Annotated in this window: 28 protein-coding genes; 23 read left to right on the top strand and 5 right to left on the bottom strand. The window is 44.5% G+C overall.

The features are described from left to right. Window positions 1–97: 97 nt before the first annotated feature. From SY83_RS19900 to SY83_RS19850, 10 genes are all read left to right on the top strand, one after another. Window positions 98–592 (top strand): cupin domain-containing protein, encoded by a 495-nt coding sequence (locus SY83_RS19900; RefSeq protein ID WP_082882645.1) that lies wholly within the window; start codon window positions 98–100, stop codon window positions 590–592. A gap of 107 nt (window positions 593–699) precedes the next feature. After that, entirely contained in the window at window positions 700–1,047 is a 348-nt protein-coding gene (locus SY83_RS19895; protein ID WP_068609726.1) for a winged helix-turn-helix transcriptional regulator, read from the top strand. A 143-nt stretch (window positions 1,048–1,190) separates the two neighbouring features. Beyond that, on the top strand, window positions 1,191–1,532 hold the full coding sequence (locus SY83_RS19890) for a putative quinol monooxygenase (protein ID WP_068609724.1): 342 nt from the start codon (window positions 1,191–1,193) through the stop codon (window positions 1,530–1,532). Between the two features lie 16 nt (window positions 1,533–1,548). Further along, a complete protein-coding gene (locus SY83_RS19885) occupies window positions 1,549–2,298 on the top strand; it encodes an SDR family NAD(P)-dependent oxidoreductase (protein WP_068609722.1) in 750 nt (249 codons plus the stop codon). A 61-nt stretch (window positions 2,299–2,359) separates the two neighbouring features. After that, on the top strand, window positions 2,360–2,734 hold the full coding sequence (locus tag SY83_RS19880) for a nuclear transport factor 2 family protein (protein WP_068609720.1): 375 nt from the start codon (window positions 2,360–2,362) through the stop codon (window positions 2,732–2,734). 147 nt (window positions 2,735–2,881) lie between these two features. Beyond that, the gene (locus tag SY83_RS19875) at window positions 2,882–3,589 is read left to right on the top strand and encodes a Crp/Fnr family transcriptional regulator (RefSeq protein WP_068609718.1); all 708 of its coding nucleotides are present in this window, start codon (window positions 2,882–2,884) and stop codon (window positions 3,587–3,589) included. Window positions 3,590–3,673: 84 nt separating this feature from the next. Continuing rightward, on the top strand, window positions 3,674–5,212 hold the full coding sequence (locus SY83_RS19870; protein WP_068609716.1) for a spore germination protein: 1,539 nt from the start codon (window positions 3,674–3,676) through the stop codon (window positions 5,210–5,212). Continuing rightward, on the top strand, window positions 5,209–6,372 hold the full coding sequence (locus SY83_RS19865) for a Ger(x)C family spore germination protein (RefSeq protein ID WP_068609711.1): 1,164 nt from the start codon (window positions 5,209–5,211) through the stop codon (window positions 6,370–6,372). Before SY83_RS19870 ends, SY83_RS19865 begins: the two co-directional genes overlap by 4 nt. Before the next feature lie 238 nt (window positions 6,373–6,610). Further along, window positions 6,611–7,714: a GerAB/ArcD/ProY family transporter gene (locus tag SY83_RS19855; RefSeq protein WP_068609709.1), complete on the top strand. Its 1,104-nt coding sequence runs from the start codon at window positions 6,611–6,613 to the stop codon at window positions 7,712–7,714. 162 nt (window positions 7,715–7,876) lie between these two features. Beyond that, window positions 7,877–8,464 carry a YjgB family protein gene (locus SY83_RS19850; RefSeq protein WP_068609708.1) on the top strand — a complete coding sequence of 196 codons (588 nt, stop codon included), beginning with the start codon at window positions 7,877–7,879 and terminating at the stop codon, window positions 8,462–8,464. Window positions 8,465–8,574: 110 nt separating this feature from the next. Here SY83_RS19850 and SY83_RS19845 read toward each other — a convergent pair whose 3' ends face one another. Then, the gene (locus SY83_RS19845) at window positions 8,575–9,450 is read right to left on the bottom strand and encodes an alpha/beta fold hydrolase (protein ID WP_231891306.1); all 876 of its coding nucleotides are present in this window, start codon (window positions 9,448–9,450) and stop codon (window positions 8,575–8,577) included. A gap of 131 nt (window positions 9,451–9,581) precedes the next feature. Between SY83_RS19845 and SY83_RS19840 the strand changes: the two genes are divergently transcribed. Beyond that, window positions 9,582–10,070 carry a GNAT family N-acetyltransferase gene (locus tag SY83_RS19840; protein WP_068609707.1) on the top strand — a complete coding sequence of 163 codons (489 nt, stop codon included), beginning with the start codon at window positions 9,582–9,584 and terminating at the stop codon, window positions 10,068–10,070. A 97-nt stretch (window positions 10,071–10,167) separates the two neighbouring features. Here the strand turns inward: SY83_RS19840 and SY83_RS19835 are convergent, their stop codons facing one another. Continuing rightward, complete coding sequence (locus SY83_RS19835) at window positions 10,168–10,503, bottom strand: putative quinol monooxygenase (RefSeq protein ID WP_068609705.1); 336 nt, start codon at window positions 10,501–10,503, stop codon at window positions 10,168–10,170. Between the two features lie 251 nt (window positions 10,504–10,754). Between SY83_RS19835 and SY83_RS19830 the strand changes: the two genes are divergently transcribed. The 5 genes from SY83_RS19830 to cdaS all read left to right on the top strand — a co-directional run bounded on the left by SY83_RS19830 (window position 10,755) and on the right by cdaS (window position 16,335). After that, window positions 10,755–11,165, top strand: coding sequence for a MerR family transcriptional regulator (locus SY83_RS19830; protein ID WP_068609703.1), 411 nt, complete (start codon window positions 10,755–10,757; stop codon window positions 11,163–11,165). A gap of 235 nt (window positions 11,166–11,400) precedes the next feature. Further along, window positions 11,401–12,831 (top strand): aldehyde dehydrogenase family protein, encoded by a 1,431-nt coding sequence (locus SY83_RS19825; protein WP_068609700.1) that lies wholly within the window; start codon window positions 11,401–11,403, stop codon window positions 12,829–12,831. Between the two features lie 168 nt (window positions 12,832–12,999). Continuing rightward, window positions 13,000–14,175 carry an MFS transporter gene (locus SY83_RS19820; protein ID WP_068609698.1) on the top strand — a complete coding sequence of 392 codons (1,176 nt, stop codon included), beginning with the start codon at window positions 13,000–13,002 and terminating at the stop codon, window positions 14,173–14,175. Window positions 14,176–14,239: 64 nt separating this feature from the next. Beyond that, the gene (locus SY83_RS19815) at window positions 14,240–15,667 is read left to right on the top strand and encodes an aldehyde dehydrogenase family protein (protein ID WP_068609696.1); all 1,428 of its coding nucleotides are present in this window, start codon (window positions 14,240–14,242) and stop codon (window positions 15,665–15,667) included. A 38-nt stretch (window positions 15,668–15,705) separates the two neighbouring features. Next, window positions 15,706–16,335 carry a sporulation-specific diadenylate cyclase CdaS gene (cdaS, locus tag SY83_RS19810; RefSeq protein WP_068609693.1) on the top strand — a complete coding sequence of 210 codons (630 nt, stop codon included), beginning with the start codon at window positions 15,706–15,708 and terminating at the stop codon, window positions 16,333–16,335. Window positions 16,336–16,400: 65 nt separating this feature from the next. On the opposite strand, the gene SY83_RS19805 is transcribed toward cdaS, so the two are convergent. Then, window positions 16,401–17,060, bottom strand: coding sequence for a deoxynucleoside kinase (locus SY83_RS19805; RefSeq protein ID WP_068609692.1), 660 nt, complete (start codon window positions 17,058–17,060; stop codon window positions 16,401–16,403). 252 nt (window positions 17,061–17,312) lie between these two features. On the opposite strand from SY83_RS19805, the gene SY83_RS19800 reads away from it, so the two are divergent. After that, on the top strand, window positions 17,313–18,203 hold the full coding sequence (locus SY83_RS19800; protein WP_068609691.1) for a LysR family transcriptional regulator: 891 nt from the start codon (window positions 17,313–17,315) through the stop codon (window positions 18,201–18,203). 115 nt (window positions 18,204–18,318) lie between these two features. On the opposite strand, the gene SY83_RS19795 is transcribed toward SY83_RS19800, so the two are convergent. Then, window positions 18,319–20,442: a HelD family protein gene (locus SY83_RS19795; protein ID WP_068609689.1), complete on the bottom strand. Its 2,124-nt coding sequence runs from the start codon at window positions 20,440–20,442 to the stop codon at window positions 18,319–18,321. 87 nt (window positions 20,443–20,529) lie between these two features. Continuing rightward, window positions 20,530–20,853: a hypothetical protein gene (locus SY83_RS19790; RefSeq protein WP_068609687.1), complete on the bottom strand. Its 324-nt coding sequence runs from the start codon at window positions 20,851–20,853 to the stop codon at window positions 20,530–20,532. Window positions 20,854–20,984: 131 nt separating this feature from the next. Here SY83_RS19790 and SY83_RS19785 point away from each other — a divergent pair, with 131 nt between their 5' ends. From SY83_RS19785 to SY83_RS19765, 6 genes are all read left to right on the top strand, one after another. Beyond that, the gene (locus SY83_RS19785; protein ID WP_068609685.1) at window positions 20,985–21,497 is read left to right on the top strand and encodes a GNAT family N-acetyltransferase; all 513 of its coding nucleotides are present in this window, start codon (window positions 20,985–20,987) and stop codon (window positions 21,495–21,497) included. Then, a complete protein-coding gene (locus SY83_RS19780; protein WP_068609680.1) occupies window positions 21,490–22,050 on the top strand; it encodes a GNAT family N-acetyltransferase in 561 nt (186 codons plus the stop codon). Before SY83_RS19785 ends, SY83_RS19780 begins: the two co-directional genes overlap by 8 nt. 2 nt (window positions 22,051–22,052) lie before the next feature. Continuing rightward, window positions 22,053–22,697 (top strand): hypothetical protein, encoded by a 645-nt coding sequence (locus SY83_RS19775; protein WP_068609678.1) that lies wholly within the window; start codon window positions 22,053–22,055, stop codon window positions 22,695–22,697. Further along, a complete protein-coding gene (locus SY83_RS22900) occupies window positions 22,694–23,017 on the top strand; it encodes a CHY zinc finger protein (RefSeq protein ID WP_082882641.1) in 324 nt (107 codons plus the stop codon). The genes SY83_RS19775 and SY83_RS22900 overlap by 4 nt, the downstream gene beginning before the upstream one ends. A gap of 26 nt (window positions 23,018–23,043) precedes the next feature. Beyond that, a complete protein-coding gene (locus tag SY83_RS19770) occupies window positions 23,044–23,604 on the top strand; it encodes a pyridoxamine 5'-phosphate oxidase family protein (RefSeq protein ID WP_068609676.1) in 561 nt (186 codons plus the stop codon). Window positions 23,605–23,986: 382 nt separating this feature from the next. Beyond that, window positions 23,987–26,614 (top strand): Ig-like domain-containing protein, encoded by a 2,628-nt coding sequence (locus SY83_RS19765; protein WP_197479904.1) that lies wholly within the window; start codon window positions 23,987–23,989, stop codon window positions 26,612–26,614. Window positions 26,615–26,690 lie beyond the last annotated feature (76 nt).

Here is a 26,690-nt window from a genome sequence, read left to right as displayed (position 1 = left end):
AATTTAAATTACAGTTAAATTTCAAGATCTTCAGTATGATTATAAATGTTCATGGAAAACTTACATGTAATAGTTATAATTTATGGAGGTTTAATAGATGAAGTATTATGATTACAATCCGAAAGAAAGTCAAGTTGGAAAAGAATTTTGGTATGTAGGTACTCATTTGACAATCAAGGCTGATGCTATTTCTACGGACGGCAAATTTGCCATGTTTGAATGTCTCGTTCCGGCAGGATTCGAACCTCCTTACCATATCCATACTGAAGAGGACGAAGCATTCTACATCCTTGAAGGTGAAATGGAATTTTACCTCGATGGGGAGAAAATAGAGGCGAAGCCTGGTTCATTTGTTTTTCTACCTAAAAATGTTCCGCACGGTGTCCGTGCCGTGGGCAATGAACCTGTTCGCTTGCTGAACTTTTTTAGTCGTGCAGAATTTTTAGGGATTTTCCTTGAAATGGCTGAGCCAGCATTAAATAGTGATTTACCACCATTTATTTCCTTTGATATGGATAAGGTTATGGAACTTTCAGAAAAATATAAAGCAATCACTCTCGGACCACTCGATCAATTCATCAAAAAATCTTAAAGTTACAATGGTAAATTATACTTTTGTTAATAACCATAGACAAGCGGGTTCCGACATGGAACTCGCTCGCTTGTCTTGGACTAATAATATGTCAGAAGAGGTGAACTATGAAAATTTATCATTGTGATCTAGAAATCACTCTGGACATTATAGGGGGTAAGTGGAAGTCCTTAATTTTGTATTATTTGCTCAAAGATCCGAAACGAACGGGCGAGTTGAAAAGGCTAATCCCTTCCATTACTCAAAAAATGCTTGTGCAAACATTGAGGGAGCTGGAGACTGACGGAATGATCAACCGAAAATCCTACAACCAGGTTCCGCCAAAAGTGGAATACTCTGCGACTGAATTAGGGAAATCTCTTGAGCCAATTATGAGGGAACTTTGCAAATGGGGAGGGTCATATGCCAATCAACATTTTATTGAAGGTGAATTTCAAATTATGAACTTAGACTAATAAGAATCCTAGTTAAACCGCAATTGTAACCATATAGTAACTATATCACTTGAAAGTACGTACTATTTTTTTTGGATATAAAGGGGCATAATAGCACTTGTGCAAACGGCATCACCAAGACCAAGAGATGGAGGTTGAGAAACATGGCTAACACAGAACAAATCATTATTGTTGCAAGGTTTACTTTAAAGCCAAATATGAAAGAGAAGTTCATGCAGTTATTGGTGCCTCTTTTCGATAGAATGTCACAGGAAGCCACGTTTGTGAACGCCATCGTTCATGAAGATATCGACAACCCAGATGATGTTGTTTTTTATGAAATCTGGAATTGTTCCAAAGAAACATGGCTTGCCGAAGAAGCGACAAAGCCATATCGAGAAACTCCTAATCAACAGGCTGCTAGTATCATGATCGGCAGAACCATGAATTGGCTTGTTTCAACAGGTGAATGGGGAAGTAATTTAACAGCCGGGAAACGGCACTAAAAGGAGGCATGCAATTATGGGATTATTTGATGGGAAAGTAGCGGTTGTCACTGGTGGGACAAGCGGAATTGGTCTGGGAGCTGCAATGATGTATGCCCAGGAAGGGGCACATGTGTTTGTCACAGGACGGAGACAGAACGAACTAGACACCGCTGTAAAGCTGATTGGGGCTAATGCAACCGGTGTGCAAGGAGACGTTTCTAACCTGGACGATATCGACAAGCTGTATGAAACCGTTAAACGCGAAAAGGGCCATTTGGATTTTCTTTTTGCTAACGCAGGGCTTGGAAGTCTGGTTCCTCTTGGGGAAATTAGCGAAGAGCATTATTACAAGACGTTTGATGTGAATGTGAAGGGAACCATATTTACAGTACAAAAAGCGCTGCCTCTCTTCCCCGATAAGGTTGGCTCCATTATCTTGAATGGTTCTCTGGTAGCAACCCAGGGAGACCCTGCATTCAGCGTTTATGGAGCTACGAAAGCAGCGATCCGTCAACTCGTACGGAGTTGGATTTTAGATCTTAAGGGAACACAGATACGTGTAAACGTTGTGCACCCGGGGTACATTAATACGCCAGCTTACGAGTCTTTGTTTGGAAAAGAAGCGCTGCCTGGAACACTTGAATACTTGCAAACTCAAATTCCATTGGACAGAATAGGAACACCTGAAGATATTGCAAAAGCTGTTAAATTCCTTTCTTCCGATGACAGTAACTATATTACAGGAATTGAATTACCGGTGGATGGCGGAGCAGGACAGTATTAATAAATTATTAATAATAAAGACTGCTCTATAGTTAAGTAATGCACCAGGAGGTAAAAAGATATTGGGCATAACAATTGAGCTGTTAATAAATAAACACATTGAAATTTGGAGTGAAACAGATTCTCAAAAAAGAAGAATCAAAATTCAAGAGGTTTACAAGTCAAACTGCCGAATATTTGATCCGTTCTTCTCCGATATCGTTGTTGGACATGAAGCTCTATCTGACCTTATTGATGAAGTACAAGCCAAAAATCCCGGAAGAGTGTTCACGGTTACTCCCGGTTCAATAGACGAACACCATGATCAAGCGAGATTTAGTTGGAACTATGAATCCCCTGATAATCCAGTCGTGATTACTGGGCAAGATTTCATTACTGTGGAGAATGGTTTAATTCAATCCTTAACTGTATTTGTGGACGAACCAACTACAGATTAAGAATAAATTAGGGATAGAGATACTCTGCAGAATCAAAGAACAAGCGGGCTCCGACATTGGAACCCGCTTGTATTGTTCTTATTTTAGATTTCTGCTCATTACCATGTAGCGTCAGTTGCAAACCCATGAGACAGGAGTTTTAACTAAATGAATGATAATAAAAATTGGGCTTTGTCCCAACACAGCATGTTCAAGGATTTATCGGAGAAGGATTTAAATGAATTAGATCAAATCGCATTATTTAATCACTACGAGATGATCCCCATTAACACAGTAATTCAAACGCCCGGAAGCGCCAAGGAAGGCCTATTTTTCCTTAAGCAGGGAAAGATTAGACTTTACAAGATTAGTCCAGAAGGTAAGCAGTACACTATCGGAATCTTGGGCAATGGGAGTATGTATGGGTCACTAAATATGCTCTCTTTTAATACAGACAATTTATATATGGAGACGATGATTGATACATTCATATGTGGCGTAAAAAAAGAGCCATTTGAGCAATTCTTAATACAGCGACCAGAACTGGGAATGAAATTTCTAAAGGAACTCAGCGCAAGAATAAAGGAACGGGATGAAATGTTGGAGGCGCTAGCTCTCGGTAGCCTTCAAGATCGGATCCTATATCTATTGCTGAAATTGGCTGTGAAATACGGGATACCTAAGGAAGAAGGGTTTGTACTCATTGATATTCACATCACGCACCAAGACGTCGCGAATATGGTCGCAGCGACTCGCGAGGCTGTGACCATTGTTCTGAAACGAATGATTAACCTTGGGCTGATCCGCACGGGAAGAAAGGAAATTATGATTCACCTCGAACAGGTCGAAAAATGCATGGAAGGGAAGTTCAGCTAACCACCTTTTGGAATATTAAGCCGTTCTTACGGTCAAACTACGAAAACAATTAAGGTCGTATTAATGTTCAAAGGAGGTAAGCGGATGCTAAGGAATCGATATTGGAGCAAAACTAAAGCAGAAAAAATCATCCAGGATAAACACCCTGCTTTGCCGGCCGAAAAACTTCATATGGACCTGCAAAAAAACGATCATCTCTTACGAATAATTTTCGCTGGCTGCTCGGACGTTGTATTCCGCCCTTTGGAAATCGGAGGCAGGGAAAAAGCCCTCTTAATCTATATCGATGGTCTGGTCGATGATATTATGCTAGACGAATGTGTGATAAAACCATTAATGGCTTGCCTTCCTTCCCACCAAACTAGCAAAGAAAATATACTCGATTTTCTTAAAAATCAATTGATTGCCAACGGTCAAGTGAATAGCGCTGCCGAATTCAGCAAGTTGGAGCAAACAATATTGAAAGGACATGCCGCCATCTGCATTGAGGGTCAAAAAGATGCCCTGCTTGTAGGAGTATCGGGAGGGAAAACCCGATCCGTCGAACAACCATCTACCGAGAATACGGTCCGTGGAGCTAGGGATTCATTTACCGAGATTCTTCGGACAAATACGAGCCTGATACGCAGAAGAATTAGGTCATCCCGTCTAAAATTTGATATGACCACAGTAGGCGACTTGGCTCAAACCGATGTCGCAATCGCTTATATCAGTGGTATCGTGGATGAGTTTACTCTGCAAGAAATAAAAATGAGAATCGAAAAGATTAAGACGGAAGCAATCCTCGAATCGGGCTATATTGAACAACTTATTGAAGAGAGAACCTTCTCCCCCTTTCCCCAATTTCTTGTAACGGAGAGACCCGATTATGTTGTCTCGGGCCTATTACAAGGTCAAGTAGCCATCGTGACAGACGGTTCTCCCTTTGTCATCTGTGCTCCGATGACGTTCTGGGGATTCCTCCAAACTGGCGAAGATTATTATGAACGCGTCGTGTATGCTAACTTTATCCGATTAATTCGACTTTTGTTCGCCATGATTTCACTCTTGTTGCCTTCCCTTTACGTTGCACTCACCACGTTTCATCAACAGATGATACCGACTAATCTCTTACTGAGCATTGCTGCTGCACGGGAGGGAGTTCCTTTTCCTGCTTTGGTAGAAGCCATTATTATGGAAATTACTTTCGAGGGGTTACGAGAGGCCGGAGAAAGATTGCCTAAACAAATCGGGCAGGCAGTCAGTATCGTAGGTGGACTCGTGGTCGGTCAAGCAGCCGTAGAAGCGGGGATTGTTTCAGCTCCTATGGTTATTGTCGTTTCCTTGACAGGTATTGCTTCATTTACTATTCCTCGTTACAACTTCGGTCTTGCATTTCGATTACTCAGATTTCCTTTAATTCTATTCGCGGGTATGTTCGGGCTTTATGGCATTGCCGTTGGATTGTTAATAATTCTCGTTCATCTAAGCGGACTCAGCTCTTTCGGTGTTCCGTATTTGTTTCCTACAGCTCCTTACAGCTTCCGCGTTCTTAAAGATACATTTTTCCGTGCCCCTTTATGGACTCTATTCTTTACATCCCAGCCAAACAAAAGGACCCTGCGCAAGGAGGGAAGCAAATGAAAAAGATGTTCTTTCTGTTTATTGGACTTATGCTGCTAAGTGGATGCTGGGATCGAATTGAGATGAACGATATGGCTTTTTTTATGGCTTCCGCGCTTGATTTGACGAATAAGGGTGAGCTTAAGACGTCCATTCTCGTCCCTATTGCCGCTGGAGCAGGAGGAGGCGAGAGCAGCAGTACCTCAACCAACGGAACACTTGGAAAAACCTATGTCGTCTTTTCTGCAACCGGAACAAACCTTCATGATACCGAAAGAAAAGTGCAGGAAAAGATGTCGAGACACTTCTTCAAAGGTCATCGGCGAGTTGTATTCATTGGCGAAGGTCTGGCCCGAAAAGGCATCAAGGATATTCTTGATTATTACGCTCGTGATCCGGGAAGCAGACTAAGGACTTTTATCGTCGTGGCCAAAGGCAATGAAGCTTCCAAACTCCTCAAGACTGACCATCCAATTGAGCGTATACCCTCCGAGGAAGTCCGTGAGTTGGAGCGTGCCGGAGTCGGAACATCCGTCACAATGCGTGACTTCATGATGATGCAAGCCGAGGAAGGCATCGTGCCCGTAACGGGTGCTATTGAATTGGTGCCTCCGACCGGCCAGTCGAACTTTACCGTTTTCAGCCTTTCATCGACGGCTGTTTTTAAAGATTATAAGCTGGTCGGATACTTGAACAACAACGAAACCAGAAGCTTGAGGTGGATAAAGGAAGAAACCAAACAGGAATTTATAGGAACGACACTTCCTCATATAGGCGGTAATGTCGGCGTGATTCTGAACGATATGAAAAGCAAATTTGTCACCAACATCAAGGGCAATAAAGCAACTGTACGAATTGATCTGGATGCGAGTGGTGTCCTGCATGAGGCCAATGTCGACATGAACATAAGCCGGAACACTATTGGAATCATCGAGAAAGAGCTTGGGCATTTCCTAAAAGATGAGACATTTCGTACTGTTAGAAAAACTCAATCTCAATTGAAATCCGATGTATTCGGTATTGGGTTGCAGTTGCACCGGCACAACTATGAAACATGGAAACGAATCGAGGCAAATTGGGATGATATTTATGCGAATGCCGAAATTATAGTAAACGTAAAAATCCATTTGAAGAGAGCGGGAGTCGTATCGAATTCAATCAGAGAGGCAGACAAAAGGTGACATGATTATCTATACTACACTGTTCCTAACGGGGATGTCCCTGCTGACGGGAGTCCATTTCCATTTCATGCGCGAGAAGACGAATTTATCAGAGCGAATATGTGTAGCATTCATGCTATGCGTTTCAACCGTACTTGGGATATTGCTTATCTGGGAGTTCCCTCTCATTGGTCCCGCTGCTTGGGTACGAAAATGGATTGAATTCATCATTCCAAGCGTGAAATAAAGGAGAATTCTAATGAAAAGTTTTCAGAATAATGGAGAAATTTCAAACACTGGGCTTTTTGTCCTCATGTTCTTATATATTATGGGTAGCATCTATACGCTACCTATTGGATTCGATGCCGGACATGATTCTTGGCTCTCCCCCGTATTAGGTACGTTCGCGGGTATAGGGCTAAACGCAGTCTACGCATATCTGTGTCGCCAATACCCTCATAAATCCATAATTGAAATTGCCCATATGCTCCTTGGTTCTTGGCTTGGTAAAACCATTGGACTCATGTACGTCTGGTATGGTTTGACTCTAGAATCCTATGTACTACGGAATTTTACAGACTTCACTAATACCGCCTTACTTCCACGCACCCCGACCATTGTTGTAGGGACGGTTCTTATAGGCATTGTCGCTTGGACAGCGTGGTGCGGAATTGAAGTTATTTGCAGATGTGCGTTTTTTTTGCTACCGTTTGCATTATTGTCTTGGGTACTAGCCACTTTACTTTTGGTTCCGAACATGGAGGTGGAGAATATATTACCGATTATGGAGAGTGGATGGACTCCTGTTCTTGAAGGTGCAGGGCAAATTGCTACAATCCAGTTCGGGGAAACAATGCTGTTTGCCATGCTTATTCCTTTTTTGAATCGAACTGCACCCGTAATAAAAACCGTAACAACAGCTATTGCTGTATCCGGTGTTCTAATTATGATTACTTTTCTGACAGATATTTTTGTACTTGGGGAAATTACGAGTCAACAGGTCTTCCCTTCCTATACTGCTGTGATGTATATTTCAATCGGCGACTTCTTTGAGAGAATAGAACCCCTCTTCTTTGTGATTTGGATTTTCGAGGAGTTCTTAAAGCTGACGGTAATCCACCTTACAACGGCACTTGCATTATCGCAGACATTAGGAAGCAGGAATTATCGGTTCTTCTTAATTCCATTAAGCTTATTGATTATACAGCTATCGTTGTTTATTCACCCCAATCAACTCGATCTTATCGCCTTCATTAAAGAAATTTGGATGTATTATTCCATACCATTCATAATTCTCGTTCCTTTCTCCCTGTTGACTGCATTTCTATTCAAAAGAATAAAGTCAAAGAAGGCAACTGCGTAAGTTTTTCTAGCTGAATGGTTTGTAATGTAGATTACAGATCTTTGAAACAATAATAATTATAATTGTTTTTGGGACAACAATTCTGCAAATACCGGATTACCTTCGTCAAAAGACAGGTAGTATTTATATCAGGTTAACTAAAACCATAAGGAGGAAGTATACATGAATTTTTACACATCCATGAAAAAAAAGGCGGTATACGTCTTAGTGGCCGGAATCTTGGCCATTTCTGCGGCAAGTCTCATTCCAAATAATGTAGTTGCCACCACAGCCATTGCATCTGTCGACGCACATCAGAAGGCTTATCAGACTCTTATGAGCTTCTACAAACCATCTCTTAAAGGCCAGTTTCCTAATTTTCATAATTTCACAATTGGTTCAACTTCCCATAAGACTGTCATTAACACCATTGGCAAAGCGTATTCTCCTGCTACAGACGCCGATGGATTTGATGTTTATCATGCGGAGATGGGACATCCCGGATACGCAATTAATTATAAGTTAGATAAAATTCGGGAGATGCGTTACCTCGGAACAAACGTCGAGCGTCAGACGAACCTCGGCGGTATTTCCACACGCATGCTCATTCAGCACTGGGGAGCACCGAAAGATTCCGTTCTAATCAAGTCCGGTGAGATGGTGCAGAAAAAAATCACTTATATCCGAGGTAATTACAAGCTTGAGTTTATTTTCAATGGTACGTGCGGAACAGGTCTAGACCATGTGAACCTCGTCAAGAAAAATGGATAACTAGTGGAGTGCCAAAGAATATATGCTAAAAAAGCCGCCTTCAAGGCGGCCTTTTTAATTGCGGAAGCATATTTTTCGCATGTCAACCTGTGCTTATAGGGAATAAAGCCTTAGCATTGGTACCAAGGCATCTCAGGATATACACGTCCAAAGAAATTTTTGATGAGAAGGGATACTTGCACACTTTGTTCCTCCAATACAAAATGCCCGCCGCACAACCAATAGATTTCCACACAGTTTAACTGGCTTGCGATATCAATGGCTCCTTGTATGGTGAATATAAAATCATTTTTGCCCCAAGTGATAAGTACGGGAGGTTGGTAAGTTCTAAGATATTGCTGCCAGAGCGGATATTGATCTACATTGTTACGGTAATCGTAACCTAATTCCAATTGAATGTTATTGTTACCGGGACGATCTAGGAACAATTGGTCAAAAATATATGCATCGGGGTTTATGGAATAGGGCTGACAGGCACCATAGAGATACTGCTTCTTGGTAAAGTCAAAGGTAACAAGCTCAGCAAATGCAGACTCTGTCGCAGAATTACGCTGTAACCATAATGCCTTGAAAAGGTCAAACGGTTCCCCTAAACCTTCCACACTCGCTACTGCATTCTGAATGACAAATCCGAGAATTCGGTTTGGATTCCGTATGGCAATTCGGAGCCCAATTGGACCTCCATAATCGTGGACATAAAGAATGAACATAGAGATTCCTAATTGATTAATTAGTTTCTCTACAATTAATGACAAGTTCTCGAATGAATATATATATTCTGTTGTTGAAGGCATACTGCTGTACCCATACCCGGGATAATCTGGTGCGATGACATAATAGCAATCGCTTAAAAGCGGTATCAACTCTCTAAACATGTGAGATGAGCTGGGGAATCCATGTAGAAGGATTATAGTCGGGTTGCTTGGGCAGCCAGCTTCTCGATAGAAAATGCTCAATCCATCCACATTCATTGTCTTGTATTGCACGATATCATCTCCCTAAGATAAGCGCATGGCCAACAGAATATTATATAAATATATGTTAAATTTAAGATCATATGAATTTAACAAATTTATTAATCGACTGCATGATAAAGAATAGCCAGAAGGAGATTAAAATGATTACGATATATACTGAAAAATATAAAGAAGAAATCATCAAACTAATATTGCATGTACAGAATGTTGAATATGGTGTAGGAATTAGTGTCAAGGAACAACCAGATATACTAGATATTCATTCGAATTATATTCAGGATGGGGGTAATTTTTGGGTAGCGTTAAATGATAACGGTGAGGTTGTAGGTTCTATCGGTTTGCAAAAACAAACTGACGAGGTTGCCATACTAAAGAAATTTTTTGTTTACAACGAGTATCGTGGTAAAGAGCTTGCGATAGGAAGAGGACTTTACGAAGCTTCGCTTGATTTTGCGCAAAAGCATGGGTTTTCTAAGTTGATTCTGGATACTCCATCCATAGCCAGCAGGTCACACAACTTTTACAAAAAGGTTGGTTTTAAAGAAATTGCTAAAGAGGATTTGCCAATACAATATGATTACCCTGACAGGGATTCACTTATTTTTAAATTAGACTTATCCGATAATTGATCTGGTATTCGCTCTGCCAATGCATTTATCTCGACGAATAGAGACAGATTTAACCCGCCATATCTGTTGGCGGGTTGTGAAATGTTATCGTAACATTTTAGCGAGTTACATTCGTTAGTTGGCTTCCCCATTCTCCAATTGGTTCAAGCCAGCTTACAATTCTGTCATCAATTAAGTTTGCAAGTGTCTCCTCATATTCTTTGCGATAAGGCTTTGGAAACTCCTCCTGTACCCAGCTGTCTCTAGTACCTTGCCAAATTTCATAAATGACTAGATCATTCGGACTATCGATATCATCAGAGACAATGGCAGTTACGAAGGTAGGCTCTTCTCGGAAATTATCTATCATTGCAAAGAGACTGTCGCGGAAACTCTCTTTCATACCCGGTTTTATTTTGAAGCGAATGTTTAGAATAACTTGATTAGTGGACATTGTCTTACACCCCTTAAGTTTTATTTATGGAAAACTTATTCTGTAATTTTATTTCTTGAATATATGGATTCCACAAGTGTTATTATGGGTTAACTGCAATGAAATGAAAAGTACCCACTTTTATGTTATATAGTAACCAAAAAGTGATAATTAAATGTATATGAATAAAATCAGCTTGAGGAAATTTACATTTGACTTAAAGTATACTTTAATGCTTAAGATAAGTTTAAACTTTGCAAGGAGTTGAAATCATGCCATTCTCTATCAAGCAGGCTTCAGATAAGCTCGGATGTCCTGCGCACACTATTCGTTATTACGAAAAAGAGGGATTACTACCGAATATCACGCGAGACGAGCATGGAAACCGTATTTTTGAACAAAAGGATTTGAACTGGATTAAGCTTATGACCTGCTTTAGACGCACGGGAATGAAAGTGGCCGCATTGAAACAGATCGTGGATCTCGCCATGCAAGGAGATTCGACGATTCCGCAGAGAAGAGCCATTCTCGAGGAACATCAAAAAGAGCTCCATAGGCAGCAACTTGAATTGAATGAAGCCTTCTATGCGGTCAATCATAAATTGTCTATATATGATGGAATACAGAAAGGTACAGTCGTTCCAGGCCGAGACTTAGGAATGGACGAGGGCAAGCTCCAGTAATTGGGGATTTAATATGTGAAACAAGGCTACCGGCTTCGGTAGCCTTGTTTCACATTTCAGCCTCTGAAAGACACCATATAGTATCATTACCGATTTCCTCAAAAAATGCCTTATCGCCCTATTTTTTCAATTTTTTAACTACTTGACTTAAAGTGCACTTTAAGGTTTAAGGTGTAGAAGTAGCAGAAGTAGCAGAAGTAACACAATAACACCATTGCAAGGGAGAGAATATTAAATGAAAAAGATAAATCAAATTTATATCAATGGCCGGTTCGTCAAACCTAACGGGACCGAAGTTCATGACTTGATCAATCCCTCGACAAAAGAAATCATCGGAAGCGTGACTTTAGGAAATGAGCAGGATACACGCGATGCCATCGCGGCAGCGAAAGAAGCTTTCAAAACATTTTCAAAAACAACCGTCGAGGAACGTAGTGAGATGCTCCAAAGGTTGCATGACGTAATGATGGACAATTTCGAAGCCCTCAATCAAGCAGCCGTAGACGAATATGGGGCACCAGAAGGCGCGACAGCCGCACGTACTCAGTATGCCGCAAAAAACTTTCTTCATAATAAAGTAGCTATGGCTGAATTTCAATTCGAAAAACGTATTGGTAAAGCAAAGGTCGTCCTTGAACCTCTTGGCGTCATCGGACTGATTACTCCCTGGAACGCGAACTATACGCATATCTCAACGAAATTAGCACCTGCAATTGCCGCTGGATGTACTGTCGTCATTAAGGCAAGTGAGCTTAGTGCTATACAAACGCAAGTTATTACGGAATGCTTCCATGAAGCCGGTATTCCTGACGGTGTTATCAACTTCGTCAATGGCAGAGGCGATGTGGTCGGAGCAGAATTAACCCGTCACCCGGATGTCGCGATGATTTCATTCACGGGTTCTACCCAAGTAGGAAGAATCATCGGTAGAGATGCCGCCAACACAATGAAGAGATTGGTGCTGGAGCTTGGCGGCAAATCGCCTAACGTCATTCTTGACGATGCCGATTTTAACAAAGCAATCCCATTGTCCGTGATGACCGCGTTCAGCAACAGCGGACAAGCTTGCCATGTCGGTTCCCGGTTGATCGTGCCAGAACATCGATTGGAAGAAGTGAAACGGCTTGTGATAACGACGGTTGATGGAATCAAAGTAGGAAGCCCGAGAGAGACCGGTGTTTATATTGGACCAATGGTTAATCAAAAGCAATATGAGACGGTTCAGCGTTATATTAAACTAGGCGTTGACGAAGGTGCTGAAATAATCGTTGGGGGTGAGGGGCATCCGGAAGGGTTAGAACAAGGCTATTTTGTTAAACCTACCGTATTTGTCAATGTAACTATGGATATGACAATCGCCATAGAAGAAATATTCGGACCGGTATTGTCCATTCTTACATTTAAAACCGAAGAGGAAGCCATCGAAATCGCGAACAATACGATCTATGGCCTATCCGCTTATGTCAGTTCTTCGAACTTAGAAGCAGCTAATCGGGTTGCTTCGAAAATTGTCTCGGGTCGTGTGTTGATCAATGGATTGCACGACGAGCCGACAGCTCCGTTTGGAGGGTTCAAACAATCCGGAATCGGCAGGGAATTTGGAGCATACGGACTGCAAGAGTATGTAGAGCCAAAAACCATCCTGGGTCACGACGTCGTTCTGTAACAATGAACAGCCCGAGTCGATACAGGATATTTTAAGGAACGAGGAGCAGAATAGTAATCCAAGGATTGTCGTTGTAATTGACAAAATGGTTCACCTGAAAAATAACAGAAAGCTTATCTGCGGCCGCAGCCTGGAGTCAGGCTCGGCCGCTTTAATAGGAGGCGGATCATGAGAGCGAGTTTTAAGATGACCTTACTGGCATTGGCAATCACATCGACTTTAGCACCCATGCTGGCTGCGCCTGCCGTCAAGTTGCTCATGCTTGATTTCAAGGATACGAATCCAGTACTTATACAGCTAGTTGTAACTTTCTCTTCATTTTTTATTTTACCTAGTTTGTTAATCGGAAGTTTTTTGTCCAAAAGGGTATCCAAGAAATCCATAATAACGCTGGGGTTAATTCTATATGTTATAGGAGGTGTTGGGCCTGCATTTATGAATTCCATCGCCGGAATTCTTGTCATGCGTGCCATTCTTGGGATCGGTATCGGTTTTATTACGCCACTTATGAATGCACTAGTTGCAGAGAATTACAAGGGGGATGAGCGATCTAAAATGAACGGACTAACAGTCGGCGTTAATGGTCTGGGCGGTGCCTTCTTCCTCTTCATCGGCGGAGCGATTACCGTATTGGGGTGGAGAGGCGTTTTTTGGACATACTCCTTTGGAATTGTATTGCTAATCCTAGTACTCCTGTTTGTCCCGCGCGATAAACCAATTTCTGTCGTGAAGAATGACATGCCTATTTCTAACAAGAAAATACCTTTTAGAGTATATTGGATTGGTTTGATGACAACGGGACTCATGGTTTTGTACTACTTGATTCCAACAAATCTAGCCTCCTTTGTCGTTGATAACGGGTTTGGCAACTCGGCTATGGCGGGATATCTGACCTCATTATCATTTATATTTGTGTTTGTTGCTGGCATTACAGGTACAAAAATGAGGCATGTTTTCAAAAAAAGTATCGTTTCTTTTATTTTATTACTGCTGGGAATGGCTTTACTTCTCATGAGCCAAGCGAATGGGTTATGGATGATTGCATTAGGGGTTGGCTTAGTCGGTTATGGCTTCGGTTTGGCTTATCCGTTTCTTTTAAACAAGATGGCGGAGGTGGCTCCGATGGAGCATATGACGTTGGCAATCATGCTGATGACCGCATTCGCGAATATGGGTCAATTTATATCTCCATTAATTACAAACGGTATTCAATCTTTATTGCACTTGGAATCCATTCGATCCGTATTTATCGTATTCATGATTTTAATCGGTATATGCTTGCTTATCTCCATTGTTCATACCAGTAGGGTTAAGAGGTTAGAACTTTTAAAAACCATACAGTGAATGAAAAAGTGCTTAATTTATCAAAATACACAGAGCTATACTAAATTGGGGGTTATCTTCTAACATGATCAAAATCGATCAAAACTACATTAACGGCGAATATGTAAAATCCAGCGGAACTGAAACGCAAGAATTGATTAATCCCACTACAAAACAACTAATAGGCCATGTTACGCTTAGTACCGAATCGGATACGCAAAGAGCTATTTCAGCAGCCAAAAACGCATTCGTTACATTCTCGAAGACGACAGTGGAAGAACGCAGTCAATTGCTCCAACGGCTTCATGATTCCGTCTTGGCTAAAGTTGATCTCTTAGCAAGTGCTTCTGCGGAGGAGTACGGATCGCCTATAGGTCCATCGAGGGGACGTGCCGTATTCGCGGCGCAAACGTTTTTGCACGCGAAAGAAGCTTTGAAAAGCTTTAAGTTTGAAAGCCAACAAGGAAAAACCAAAATTGTTATGGAACCATTGGGCGTTATCGGGGCTATCACACCATGGAATGCAAATTACACGCATATCTGCGGAAAAATAGCTCCAGCTATCGCAACCGGTTGCACAATCGTTGTCAAACCAAGCGAGATTAGCGCGCTTCAGACGAAATTGTTAATTGAATGCTTTCACGAAGCAGGTGTTCCCAACGGTGTTATTAATATTGTGAACGGAACCGGAGCGGTCGTTGGCGCTGAAATTACCCGTCATCCTGATGTGGCGAAAATCTCATTTACGGGCTCCACCACTGTTGGCAAGCTTATTAGTAAAGGGGCTGCCGATACCTTAAAGAGATTGGCTCTTGAACTTGGAGGCAAATCGCCAAATGTTATTCTTGAAGATGCGGATTTTGATAAAGCCATTCCGATGGCTGTCATGATCGCTTTCAGTAATACGGGACAAGCCTGCCATGCCGGAACAAGATTAATCGTTCCGGAGAAACGGTTAGCAGAGGTAAAGAAAATAATTAAAGATACAGTCGCAGCAACCAAACTAGGTAATCCAATGGAAATGGATACTGTACTGGGTCCGTTGGTGAATCAAAAGCAATACGATACCGTCCAGCACTACATTCAATTAGGGCTTCAAGAGGGTGGAGAATTGATCACCGGAGGGTTAGGACATCCGGAAGGGTTTGAAAATGGTTATTTTGCAAAACCAACTGTTTTCGCCAATGTCACGAACGATATGTCAATTGCTCAACAAGAAATATTTGGTCCTGTTCTAGCCGTTATTAGCTATAAAACGGAAGATGAGGCGGTAGAGATAGCCAACGACAGCATATACGGATTAGCCGCATACATTAGCTCTACTAACTTAGAGAGGGCTAGGAACGTTGCTTCAAAGCTTGTAGCGGGCAGAGTTCTTATCAACAAAGGTGTACACGATGATCCATATGCGCCATTCGGTGGATTTAAACAATCCGGTATCGGCAGGGATTCCGGCATATACGGTCTGGAAGAACATGTCGAACCGAAAGCGATATTAGGTTACGAAGAATAAATGGACGGAATATACAATAAACGCTGGAGGTGTAGGTTGTGAACGACATTGTTTGTGATGAATTTCCTTTAAACGAAACAATAAAAATTCACCTTCAAACGATTCAAAGCACAATTGAAAAAAGCATCCAGAATCTACATAATGAAGATCACTGCATTATGAGTGAACTCGATCAGATGACGGGTGCTATGAATAAAGTCGTGGCCCTTGCATCTTCCTTTTACCTGCAGTGTTATTTATCTGGTTATTCCTCACGTGTGGGCGATCTGGCCTTAACAGTTAAACATCTCTCCGAGCGCCGACATGGCGGTCTTATCGTAATTAAAAGGGAGCAGCACGTCGGTAACATACTTCATTCAGGTATTGAGGTAATGGCAATGCTTACTTCTCCTTTGTTGGAGTCCATCTTCTATCCAGGAAATCCACTCCATGATGGAGCCGTGTTGATAGATGCGGACATCATTGTGTCTGCAGCCAATATTCTTCCCGTTTCACAGAAGGGTTCCTTGGATACAAAGTTAGGCACCAGGCACAGGGCGGCAATCGGTTTATCAGAGGCCAGCGATGCGCTGATTTTGGTCGTATCCGAGGAAACCGGTCATACTTCATTTGCTTATAAAGGGGGGCTCCATCCATTTCAGTTTTCCCCCACAATATTGAATACCTAAAATATGTCCCCATCAAAAGAAAGGAGCTTCCACGGCCGTGGAAGCTCCTTTCCTGTTAAATTCTCTTATGATTCCAAGCCCATCTCGAGTAACTTCGCTTGAATTTCCGTGACCAACAACTCCGCGTCTTCCGGATTGTTGACAATATCGGTTTGATCCATATCCACAATCAGCACATCGGATGCCTTGTAGTGGTTTAACACCCAGTCATCGTAACCCGACCACAACTTGTGATAATAATCCAGCAGTTGCTCATCTTGTTCAAACTCACGTCCACGAAGACCGATTCGGTAAATAACGGTGTCGAACGAAGCTTTCAGATATACCATCAAATCCGGCGATTTCTTCGGCAATTCCTGAAGTTCAGCCATCATGTTATCCGCGAGACTCTCATATACAGAAAATTCAAGATCGCTGATGCGACCGAGATTCTGATTGATTTTGGCAAAATACCAGTCTTCGTAAATACTCCGATCCAACACGTTGCGGGGGCTGACTAACGCCTGTTTAATCGCGCGAAATCGCTTGTCCAGAAAATATAACTGCAGAAGAAACGGATATCTCTTTCTCTCAATTTCTTCAGGTGAGGCCGTGTAGAACAACGGAAGTATCGGGTTATCGTCTACCTCCTCAAAAAACACATCCGAACCCAACCTTTGCCCAAGTAACTGAGCTACGGACGTCTTGCCTAATCCAATCATACCGCCTACAACAATCACAGCCATTATGCCCCTTTCCCCTCTGAAAAACCAATTTGGCTTTAGTATTCTAACATGAGGATCAAAGGGTGACAATGCTGAAATTTAGGAGGATGTGTGTTCAACCGTAAATTTCAAGTATTCGTGGAGACATGACCTTGCATGATGTTGATTTGCTGTTGTGAATTCAGATTCTCTCATCATATAATGAACTTAATTATTCTTATAAATGATCGTACAGAACCAAATCATCGGAAGTATTGATTAGGGGGTGACGGGTTGGAATTAAAGCAGCTCCACACGTTCCGGATGGCGGCGCAAACGTTGAATTTTTCCCGAACGGCAGAAGATTTGAACTACGCGCAGTCCAGTGTGACCAGTCATATACAAGCGCTTGAGGCAGAATTAAAAGTTCCGTTGTTTGAACGAATCGGTAAGCGATTGCGTCTGACTGAAGCCGGGACGAAATTCCAGGTGTACGCTGACCAAATTCTTATGTTGGCAGAGGAAGCGAAGTCAGTCGTTCAAGGCGGGGAAGAACCAGGAGGCATCTTGGTGATCGGCGCCGCGGAGAGCTTATGTACGTACAGATTGCCGCGCATTTTGACCAAATTTAAAGAAAGCTATCCTAAAGTGCAGCTCCGGTTCTATCCGGTTAACTCCGATCCGGGTGTACGGCCTCTGCTGGCTAACGGCACGCTGGACGCCGCATTTATCCTGGATCGCCTGTGGACCTCAGATACATTGTTAATTGAACCATTGATAGAGGAACCTGTGAGTGTTATTGCGCACCCATCGCACCCCTTAGCCGGGAAAGTTGCGGTCCTGGCCGCGGACCTCACTCAAGAATCTTTACTCTTGACGAATGAAGGCTGCAGTTACCGCAGTATATTCGAAGATTCGCTTACATCGGTTGGCGTTGTGCCGGTAAGCTTGAATGAATTTACAAGTCTGGAAGCCATTAAACAATGTGTCATATCCAATATGGGGATCGGGGTGTTGCCTACCATGTCCGTACTTCAGGATTTAGAGCAGGGCAAAGTTAGGGAGCTTCAATGGAAAGGCTGCGATTTTCCCGTCTTAACGCAGATCGTCACACATAAAGATAAGTGGCTTTCACCGGCGTTGGCGGCTTTTATCCAGATGGCCAAGGATGAATATGGGAAGTGAACCGAGACTCGCAGCAACGTCAGGAATGATTACGTTTGCTGAGCGAACGGGATAACCGACGTAAGAGATAAAAAGGAGCCAAACCGGGTGAACACCCGGATGGCTCCTTTGTGCCTTACAACCGGACCAACGGCGAAACCTCGCCGCCGCTGTAAACCAAGTGCAGCTCATGCAGCGCGCGCGTACACGCGACATAGAGCAGCTTCGCCTCGGCCGGGGCGGCCCGATAGCTCCGCGCGTCCGCGTCTGCGACGATGACCGCGTCGAACTCCAGCCCCTTGGCCAAGTACGCCGGTACGACGGACAATCCGCCGCCGTACGTGGCCTGCTTCGCATCGAGGAGCGACGCCTCGATGCCTTCCTTCGCGAGCTCGCGCGCCAGCTCGCGGCAAGAGGCCGCCGTGCGGCCGATGACGGCGGTTGTCTTCACCGCCGCCGGATCCAATCCGCGGAGAATGCGGGCAATCTCCGCGGATTGGCGCTCGGCGGGGTAGACGCCGACCTGCCGGCCGCTCCGGAAGACCGGAACGGCCAGCAGCGGCGCCCCGCCTCCGCGCACGAGCACTTCGTTCGCGAATTCGATGATTTCCATCGTCGAACGATAGCTCTGCTCGAGCTGAAAGTAGCCGGTTTCGTTCTCGCCGAACAGACTCGTAAATTCTTGCCACTGGCGAATCCCCTTATAAGCGTGAATGCCTTGGGACAGATCACCGAGGATGGAGAAGGAGCCTTCCCTCGTAAACTTCCGCAGTAACGCCACCTGAAACGGGGAAAAATCCTGCGCTTCATCGATCACGACATGATCAAACCGCGTCCGTCCCTCATCCCCGTACAAAATATATCGTAGGTAAGCGAGCGCAGGGAGGTCTTCCTCGCGAACTTTGCGGGATTTGGCGCCATCTGTCAGTTCTTGGGCAAACTGCGCGGGCACGAATTCCTTCAGCTCGGCGGGAACCAAGTCGCTTTCTTTCGCCCGCGCGGTAATTTCCAGATAAACCTCATAAGTTCTTGTCTCCGCCCAAGTCTTCAGATACGCTTTCAGCCGGGCGTTCGCTTTCTTCTTGAATTCCTTACGCCGATTCGGATCCCGGACCTGTTCCAATTCCATCGTCAACCAGCGCTCAATCCTTGCCGTCACGCGTTCCTTGCGCTTCATCAGCGGATAATGCGCATATTCTTTATCGAACCATTCCCGAATGGTCGCAGCCGGGAGAATCGCCATTTCCCATGCCTCATAATCCGTATCAGGCAACACATGATCAGCCAAACCGGCCAGGCAAGCCTCTAAATACTGCATAAAAGCGACCGAACCTTTGAACCGGCCGGGCGTCAATGCCTGCTCATCCCAGCTTTCATCCTTCACGGCGAACCAATGCTCCAGTTCCTTGCTGGCATCGACCAGCTTCACTTCGTTCTCCAACACCTCAAGAGCCCAGTCGTTGAACGTCGTTTGTTGAATATCGCCTACGCCAAGCTCCGGCAGTACGCCAGAGATATAATCCAGAAACATACGGTTAGGCGCAAAAATGATCATACGTTCCGCCCGCATCTGCTCCCTGTATTGATATAAGAGAAAAGCAAGGCGGTGGAGCGCTACCGTGGTTTTACCGGATCCGGCTACCCCTTGAATAATCAGCGCTTTATCCCGCGGCGAACGGATAATCCGATCCTGTTCCGCCTGGATGGTCGAAACGATATCCCGAAGCTTGTTATCCTTGTTCTCGCCCAATCGATACAACAAGAACTCGTCCGTGGCCGCCGCCCCTTCATCCTCGTCGGAGTAGGTGTCTACGACACGTTCGAGCTCTTGCTTGCGAATGACGATGTTGCGTTTGAGATGGACCTTGCCCTCAATGGTTCCTTCGGGGCATTCGTAGGTCGCGGGCGCGTCACCGCCGGTGAAAGAGTAGAACAAGCTGGCTACCGGTGCCCTCCAGTCAATGACAAGGGGCTTGTTTGTCGCCTCGTGTTCGATACCTTTTTTGCCAATGTAGAGCGGTCCGGTTGCAGTGGTGCCATTTTCCTCGAAATCCAGTCTCGCAAAATAAGGCTCCTGCCGCGAACTCTTCAGATTCTGCCGCCGGATCTCACGGGTTTCTTCCAACAGTTGCTCCGTGAAGTCATGGCCGGTATACCGATGCATCTGCTCCAGCAGCTCCAGTTGTTCTTCCATCACCGCTGCGGTTTTCGTGAGCTGCAGCCGCTCTTCGGCAAAGGCACTTTGAGTCTTTCCTTCCAAGATCAGTTACCTCCATGTGTGATCAGATTTCCCTTTTACTTACAAAGGATTTCCAATATACCATAAGCCTGAGGTTCAGAGCAATCCTCACTTTGGCAAGTGTTGCTCATAACGGTAGTAGGAGAGAAGCCTCGGCCCAAAGGTGTATGCGATCAAAAGCAAAGATAACAAGATCAAGCCCGGTTGAATGACGGCGAGAATAATCGCGAAAATGACCGAGAAGCCTATCACAAACGCGCTGTATGGGCCGTTCACCGGCTGATTGTTGGTGATCAGATTGCCAAAACCCTTGAGCACCTGAGAGTAGCAACTCGAGTGGTAGGGTCTGAGCGAAAGTAAGCTAAAAGAGACAACTAAATCTTCACGGTCTTGAATAGGCAGTAAACAGTGTTGGCAATTGATTTCTTTCATATCTCGTTTCACCTCGGTTAAAGTTACGGCGGTTAGTCGTGAATAGTTTCACTTTTGGGATAAAAAGGGAACGTGGTTCACATAGCGAATTAATAGTATATAGGAAAATGAGGTTGGAGTGATAGTCTTTAATGTGGATCAGACCTGTGGAGATGGATGACGTTAGCGGAATTCAGCTGGTGGCTCGTGAGAGTTGGATGAACACCTATAAGGAGAGTTATCCGTTGGAGTTCATTATGGACTTTTTGGGGAGAGCATATTCGACCGAGAGACTGGAGCAAGCTGTAAAGCGTGACCTGGAACGCTCTGAGAGGCAGTTTTTGGTTGCTGAAGATTCCACAGGAAATATAGTTGGATATGCTCAGGTGACATTGGGTGAAAACAAAACCCACGAGTTAGCCAGAATCTATATTCTGACTACCCATCAAGGAAACGGAATCGGCAGAGCTTTTATTACGGAGTTCCGAAGTCGGATAAACGATATGGACACTTTGACCGCATGGGTTGAGGCAGCTAATTCCTCTGGCCGAATGTTTTATGAAAAGATGGGGTTCCGGATGATTAATGAGAAGATTGAGCGATTCGGTACGTACGAAACGAGCTTGGTTTGTTATGAGCAAAAAGGAGGATCAGCGCATGTTTAAACACATCATTGAACCGGGACTTCACTTGCAAATATTAGAAAAGCGCCATGCGCAAGAAGTTTTGAATATGATTGAGAAGAACAGATCCTATCTTGCCGAGTGGCTGCCTTGGGCGGAAACCACAACAAAGGTAGAACATATGGAAGGTTTTATCGAGACGGAGCTCCACAGATTTGCCAAAAACAACGGATTTACAAGCGGAATTTTTATCGAAAATCAGTTTTGCGGTTGTATTGGGATTCACCCTATCAACTGGAACGATCGTCATGTTTCCATTGGTTATTGGTTGGGGGAAGATTTTCAAGGCAAAGGCATCATGACCAAGGCAAACAAGGCCATCCACAACTATATATTTGATGAACTGGATCTGAATAAAATCCATATTCAGGCATGTGCCGGGAATGTCAAAAGCCAGACGATTCCGCAAAGGCTGGGCTTTACGCAAGAAGGCATCCTGCGGCAGTATCAACTTCTCAATGGTGTCTACCATGATCATTTCGTTTATGGTTTGTTAAAGGAAGAACGGACAAATCTAGGTTTGGAGGAGAGTTAACTGTGAAAATCTTGATCGGTCAACCGAAACTGGAAAAAACGATTTTGCAACTAATCAATGAAATTCAAGCATATCCGGAAGTGGACATCATGATTTACCCAGAGGGATACCTAAATGAAAACGTCGCTGAAGCCTGTGAGTGGGCACGCAAATGCGGCACGATGATCATATCAGGTTACAAAAAACCTAAGGACAGAGCCATCATGATCAATCACATGGGACAAGTCGTGCTGGATAAAGCCAAATATGAACCAGCTGTTTACATTGAGCAAGAAGGGCTGAGGATGGGTCACCTTTTGTGCGATGAGTTGGTGCTTCAGGGATTAGGGGAGCGGGACAACGACAAGGTGGATTTCGTAGCTCATCCGATCGGTGTAGGCATGTTCAGTGAAAATCAATTCGATGTATGGATTCAAGCAGCTAAGGAGTTAGCTATGGCACACCATACGATCATCATCGGAACAAGTCATGCGGATGGTTCTTTCGGTGGCGGCGATGTCTCAATACCGATTGCTTATGCCATAAATGCGGATGGGGAAAGTATCTTCATCAGGAAAAACGACACGAGGTCTGTCATTCTTGATCTTGAAGATTTGAGCTATACAGTTATGGGGGAACAGAAGCAAATGAAGGAATCAGTTCTATGACAATCTCATCAACCCAAGTAGCTGGAGCCATAGACTCACACACCCGATGTACGCATTACCACGGGTCAACCGATATTATCGCAATCAAGTTTAAATGCTGTGACATGTATTATGGTTGTTTCTATTGCCATGAGGAGCTGGCAGATCACGCGCCTGAAACTTGGCCGATCGATGAACGAGAGGCAAGAGCGGTATTATGCGGACAATGTAACTCGGAGTTGACCATTACCCAGTACTTACAGTGTGAGTATCGCTGTCCCCAATGTGCTGCTTCATTTAATCCCGGTTGCAGGCATCATTATCATTTGTATTTTGAATAAATAATTAATATAAAGAGGTGAGTCCCGTGGGTAAAGAATTCACATCCATCACACCGCAACATGAAGATTTCATCCGCAAGCAAAACATGTTCTTCGTCGGAAGCGCCGCAGCAGACGGTGAAGTGAATATTTCGCCTAAAGGGCATGATGTGTTTCGCATTCTTTCGCCTAACCAAGTGGCTTACCTGGATTTAACGGGCAGCGGGAATGAAACGAGCGCGCATCTGACTCGATGCTCCCGGCTGACGTTTATGTTTGTTTCGTTTGAAGGAGATCCGCTGATCATGAGATTGTATGGCGACGGAGAAGTGATTTTGCCGGAAACACCTGCTTGGGATGCGATGTCTGGTCATTTTAACTTGTTACCGGGAGCTAGGCAAATCATTGTATCTAACATCCATAAGGTAAAGACTTCCTGCGGTTTCAGCATTCCTTTCTTTCATTATGAGGGAGAGCGGAACAAGCTGATCGATTGGGCTGCCCAGATGGGCGAATCGAAACTGAACACTTATCGAGCGACCAAGAACGCCATAAGCATGGACGGGATTCCGACGCCGCTGGGGATACGAAATGAAAGTGTAGAATAGGTCAGCCGGTCTTTACGGTTGGCCTTTTTTTTAAGGGCTATTACACGATTCGGTCTACCAATGACATTGTCATCCTTCGTCATCCGAGTTGTCATATTACATTTGAGATGACATTGGTTACTTATGGGAATGTCGTAAATACAGTTCTTTATGGCTACATTTTAAGCGAAAATGCCATAATTCGACACGTAGATGTAAGCGGGAAGTCACGGAACCGCGTTATTATTTTTCTTCAAAATCAAGGTCCCCTGTCACTGGCATGCCTATGCAAAATATGGAAAAATAACTTTCGTCAGCATGATGCGAACGGCACAGGCCAATTCAAAAAAGTGAAGGAGAAGTGTCAGTAATGTCAAGGCGCGCCAACCAAAATCAAGAACCTATGATCAAGATGCAACAAGGGGGAACCGCCCCGGTTATTTCTTACAATGTCCCGGAACCCACTACCTATAGCGGGCGGAATTTCATCGATTTGCAACTGCCTGACGGATATTTTTTGCAGAAGAAACAGGAAGTGACTGTAAATGGGATATCGAATGGAGCCCAATCCCCTAGTACAGAAATTTTGCCAAGCGCGGTGGAGACACTGAGATTCGCACAGGAATCCGGTGAGCGACTGACTACGGGGTTAGCCAACTTAACGGCTGAAGAGGTGCTGCGCAAAGAGGAAACCGGCGAAAAGCTGAACATCGTGCGAACCATGACAGGCGCGCTTGCTCACAATTTCATAGCGAGAGACACGCAAACCGAGCCCGTATTCACGTCAGGACCTGCTGAAGAACATCTGCCGATTTTCCGTGCGCCGCAAGAGCCAAACGGATCTAATGATGGCGGTATGGCGCAGATGCTGCCTCCAAGGGATACGGAGGATCCGTTTCCGGAAGAAGATCCGATTAGCGTATCTGTCAGTATTTCTTCACCTGCAGCCAATGCTGTAATTCAGGGTATTCATACCGGAGCCGTAGTTGATATACGCGGTACGGCCTTCGTGGACAGCGGTTTAGGATCGATTAAATATGTCTCTGTCACCATTGGGACGAGTGCGGCGAAGACAGCCTCGCTGTCCGCAAACGGGGACTGGGTATTAAGCGGGGTTGTGCTTGCTAATCCGGGTCAAACCAACATATACGTGAAAGCTATGCACACGAATGGCAAGAACAGCGCAGCACGCCAAATTGTTGTAACTGTGCAACTGGCTCAAGCACCGGATGTAACCATACCAACGGTAAACATCACCTCACCCGCTTCCAGCTCCATCGCTTCCAAAGACGGCGCGGTTTCAGCGAATGTAACGATTGAGGGTACGGCAAGCGATGATCGGGGGATCAGTAAAGTAGAGCTGATTGTGAACAATGGCACACCGGTTCAGGCGGAGTCAACGAATAACTTCCAGAATTGGAAGAAGACGATCACGATTCCACAAGGCAGTAACTCACTTGTCGTTAACGCTTATGACGCTGCGGGCAATAAAGGCACGGCCAGTAAGACGCTGCTGATTGATACCACGATTCCGGCCATCGGCATCACCTCTCCGGTTAACGCGGTCCAAATTGCGGGAACGCAATCCCAAGGCGCCATGGTTGAGATTCTGGGTACGGCAACGGACGCCAGCGGTATTGAACGCGTGGAAATTACAACTTCAGGTAATCCGGTGCCGATTCGTGCTTCCGAGAATGCGACAGGGGACTGGTCCAAATGGAAAGCGACCTTAAGCTTTAACGCTACCGAGAAGGTATTCATTACAGCCAAAGCTTACGATAAAGCAGGGAATTTCAATGAGAAAACGATCGAAGTTAATGTAAGCATCATCCCGGAAGTGAACTCGCGCTTAAAGCGAATCATTCTGGTGGAATCCTACAGGTTAACTTCGTATTTGGCCAATTATGGCGCAGGCCGGACGATAAAAACCTTCTCCCTGTTGCCTGGCGAAAAAAGTAAAATCAGCATCAAATCCTATTCGCAAAATGAGACAACGATGAAAAGCGCTTCCACCATCCTGGATTCGGTTACGGATGATATCTCGATTGAATTCGAAAACTCCATTGCCAAAGAGCAATCCGACAAGAAAAACTATAGTGAAAGCAACGATTATAAGCTTGAAGCGACCGCAGGCGTTTCTTGGGGCTGGGGCAGCGCATCTTTAAGCGCAAGCACGAGCGGAGGCACGAATTCCGCCCGGGAGCAATTTGCGAAGAACGTGGTGAACAACACCCAGAAGCATGTGTCCAAAGCTTCGGCACGCAGGGATGTTCAGATTAACACGACATATGAAGAGAAGAATACAACCTCGGAAGAAAGCTCTATCGTTCGCGAAATTGAGAACATTAACGTTTCACGCACGTTAAACTTCGTATTTCGGCAGATGAATCAGGAGTTTCTTACATTTCTGCATCTGGTGGATGTGCGGATCGGCTTCTTTGAAACGTTTGTAGTGGGGGAAAATAAATATCGTGAAGTTACCCTACCGCAGTTGGATGCGCTAATCAAGGATACAATCATCCCGGAGAAGCGGGTAGAGGTGCGGAACGCGATTTTGTACCAATTGTTGAATGTGTTTGATTATCAGGACCGCCACCACGCTTTTGTTGAGGAAGAGCCTTTCAAGGACCGGAACGGCCAGGACATTCCATTATCCCATTATCTGCGTGTGAAGAAAGACTATGTAACCGAATATGTGGATGAGGCGTCAGGCACTGCCATTGAAGTTCCGGGCATCATTCTGGCGGCAAACCGCAATGTGCTGCGAACGGAAGGGATTGTCGTTGAGGCGCTGTTGGGTCAAGGGGAAGCTTTGGATGATTATTCCAGAAACTTACAAGCGGAGTCTGTCCGGGAGAAAGAGTTAAGGAATGACCTGTTGGAAATGGAAATTAAGATGAAAAAGCTGGCCTTGGAGATTCTGGATAACAAAGACACCGCGGCTGCCGAGTTATACCGGATGCTAACAACGCAAAGCACCACGCAACAGCAGCCTGAGGAAGAAGCGCGTGCGGAGGCTTTGGTCAGGTAAGTTTAGTGTAAATGTGACGGGACGATAACCAATAAAGAGTATACCTTTACGTGTGATCACGTGCGGGTATACTCTT

It is taken from the genome of Paenibacillus swuensis, assembly GCF_001644605.1.
Classification (GTDB): Bacteria; Bacillota; Bacilli; order Paenibacillales; family DY6; genus Paenibacillus_N; species Paenibacillus_N swuensis.
Note: the sequence above shows the minus strand (reverse complement) of the source record. Positions and strands in the feature narration are given on the sequence as shown.

Coding starts and splice junctions, on each gene's coding strand:
- SY83_RS19900 (WP_082882645.1), top strand. CDS start 98: ATGAAGTATTATGATTACAATCCGAAAGAAAGTCAAGTTGGAAAAGAA.
- SY83_RS19895 (WP_068609726.1), top strand. CDS start 700: ATGAAAATTTATCATTGTGATCTAGAAATCACTCTGGACATTATAGGG.
- SY83_RS19890 (WP_068609724.1), top strand. CDS start 1,191: ATGGCTAACACAGAACAAATCATTATTGTTGCAAGGTTTACTTTAAAG.
- SY83_RS19885 (WP_068609722.1), top strand. CDS start 1,549: ATGGGATTATTTGATGGGAAAGTAGCGGTTGTCACTGGTGGGACAAGC.
- SY83_RS19875 (WP_068609718.1), top strand. CDS start 2,882: ATGAATGATAATAAAAATTGGGCTTTGTCCCAACACAGCATGTTCAAG.
- SY83_RS19870 (WP_068609716.1), top strand. CDS start 3,674: ATGCTAAGGAATCGATATTGGAGCAAAACTAAAGCAGAAAAAATCATC.
- SY83_RS19865 (WP_068609711.1), top strand. CDS start 5,209: ATGAAAAAGATGTTCTTTCTGTTTATTGGACTTATGCTGCTAAGTGGA.
- SY83_RS19855 (WP_068609709.1), top strand. CDS start 6,611: ATGAAAAGTTTTCAGAATAATGGAGAAATTTCAAACACTGGGCTTTTT.
- SY83_RS19850 (WP_068609708.1), top strand. CDS start 7,877: ATGAATTTTTACACATCCATGAAAAAAAAGGCGGTATACGTCTTAGTG.
- SY83_RS19840 (WP_068609707.1), top strand. CDS start 9,582: ATGATTACGATATATACTGAAAAATATAAAGAAGAAATCATCAAACTA.
- SY83_RS19835 (WP_068609705.1), bottom strand. CDS start 10,503: ATGTCCACTAATCAAGTTATTCTAAACATTCGCTTCAAAATAAAACCG.
- SY83_RS19830 (WP_068609703.1), top strand. CDS start 10,755: ATGCCATTCTCTATCAAGCAGGCTTCAGATAAGCTCGGATGTCCTGCG.
- SY83_RS19825 (WP_068609700.1), top strand. CDS start 11,401: ATGAAAAAGATAAATCAAATTTATATCAATGGCCGGTTCGTCAAACCT.
- SY83_RS19820 (WP_068609698.1), top strand. CDS start 13,000: ATGAGAGCGAGTTTTAAGATGACCTTACTGGCATTGGCAATCACATCG.
- SY83_RS19815 (WP_068609696.1), top strand. CDS start 14,240: ATGATCAAAATCGATCAAAACTACATTAACGGCGAATATGTAAAATCC.
- SY83_RS19805 (WP_068609692.1), bottom strand. CDS start 17,060: ATGGCTGTGATTGTTGTAGGCGGTATGATTGGATTAGGCAAGACGTCC.
- SY83_RS19790 (WP_068609687.1), bottom strand. CDS start 20,853: ATGAAAGAAATCAATTGCCAACACTGTTTACTGCCTATTCAAGACCGT.
- SY83_RS19785 (WP_068609685.1), top strand. CDS start 20,985: ATGTGGATCAGACCTGTGGAGATGGATGACGTTAGCGGAATTCAGCTG.
- SY83_RS19780 (WP_068609680.1), top strand. CDS start 21,490: ATGTTTAAACACATCATTGAACCGGGACTTCACTTGCAAATATTAGAA.
- SY83_RS22900 (WP_082882641.1), top strand. CDS start 22,694: ATGACAATCTCATCAACCCAAGTAGCTGGAGCCATAGACTCACACACC.
- SY83_RS19765 (WP_197479904.1), top strand. CDS start 23,987: ATGATCAAGATGCAACAAGGGGGAACCGCCCCGGTTATTTCTTACAAT.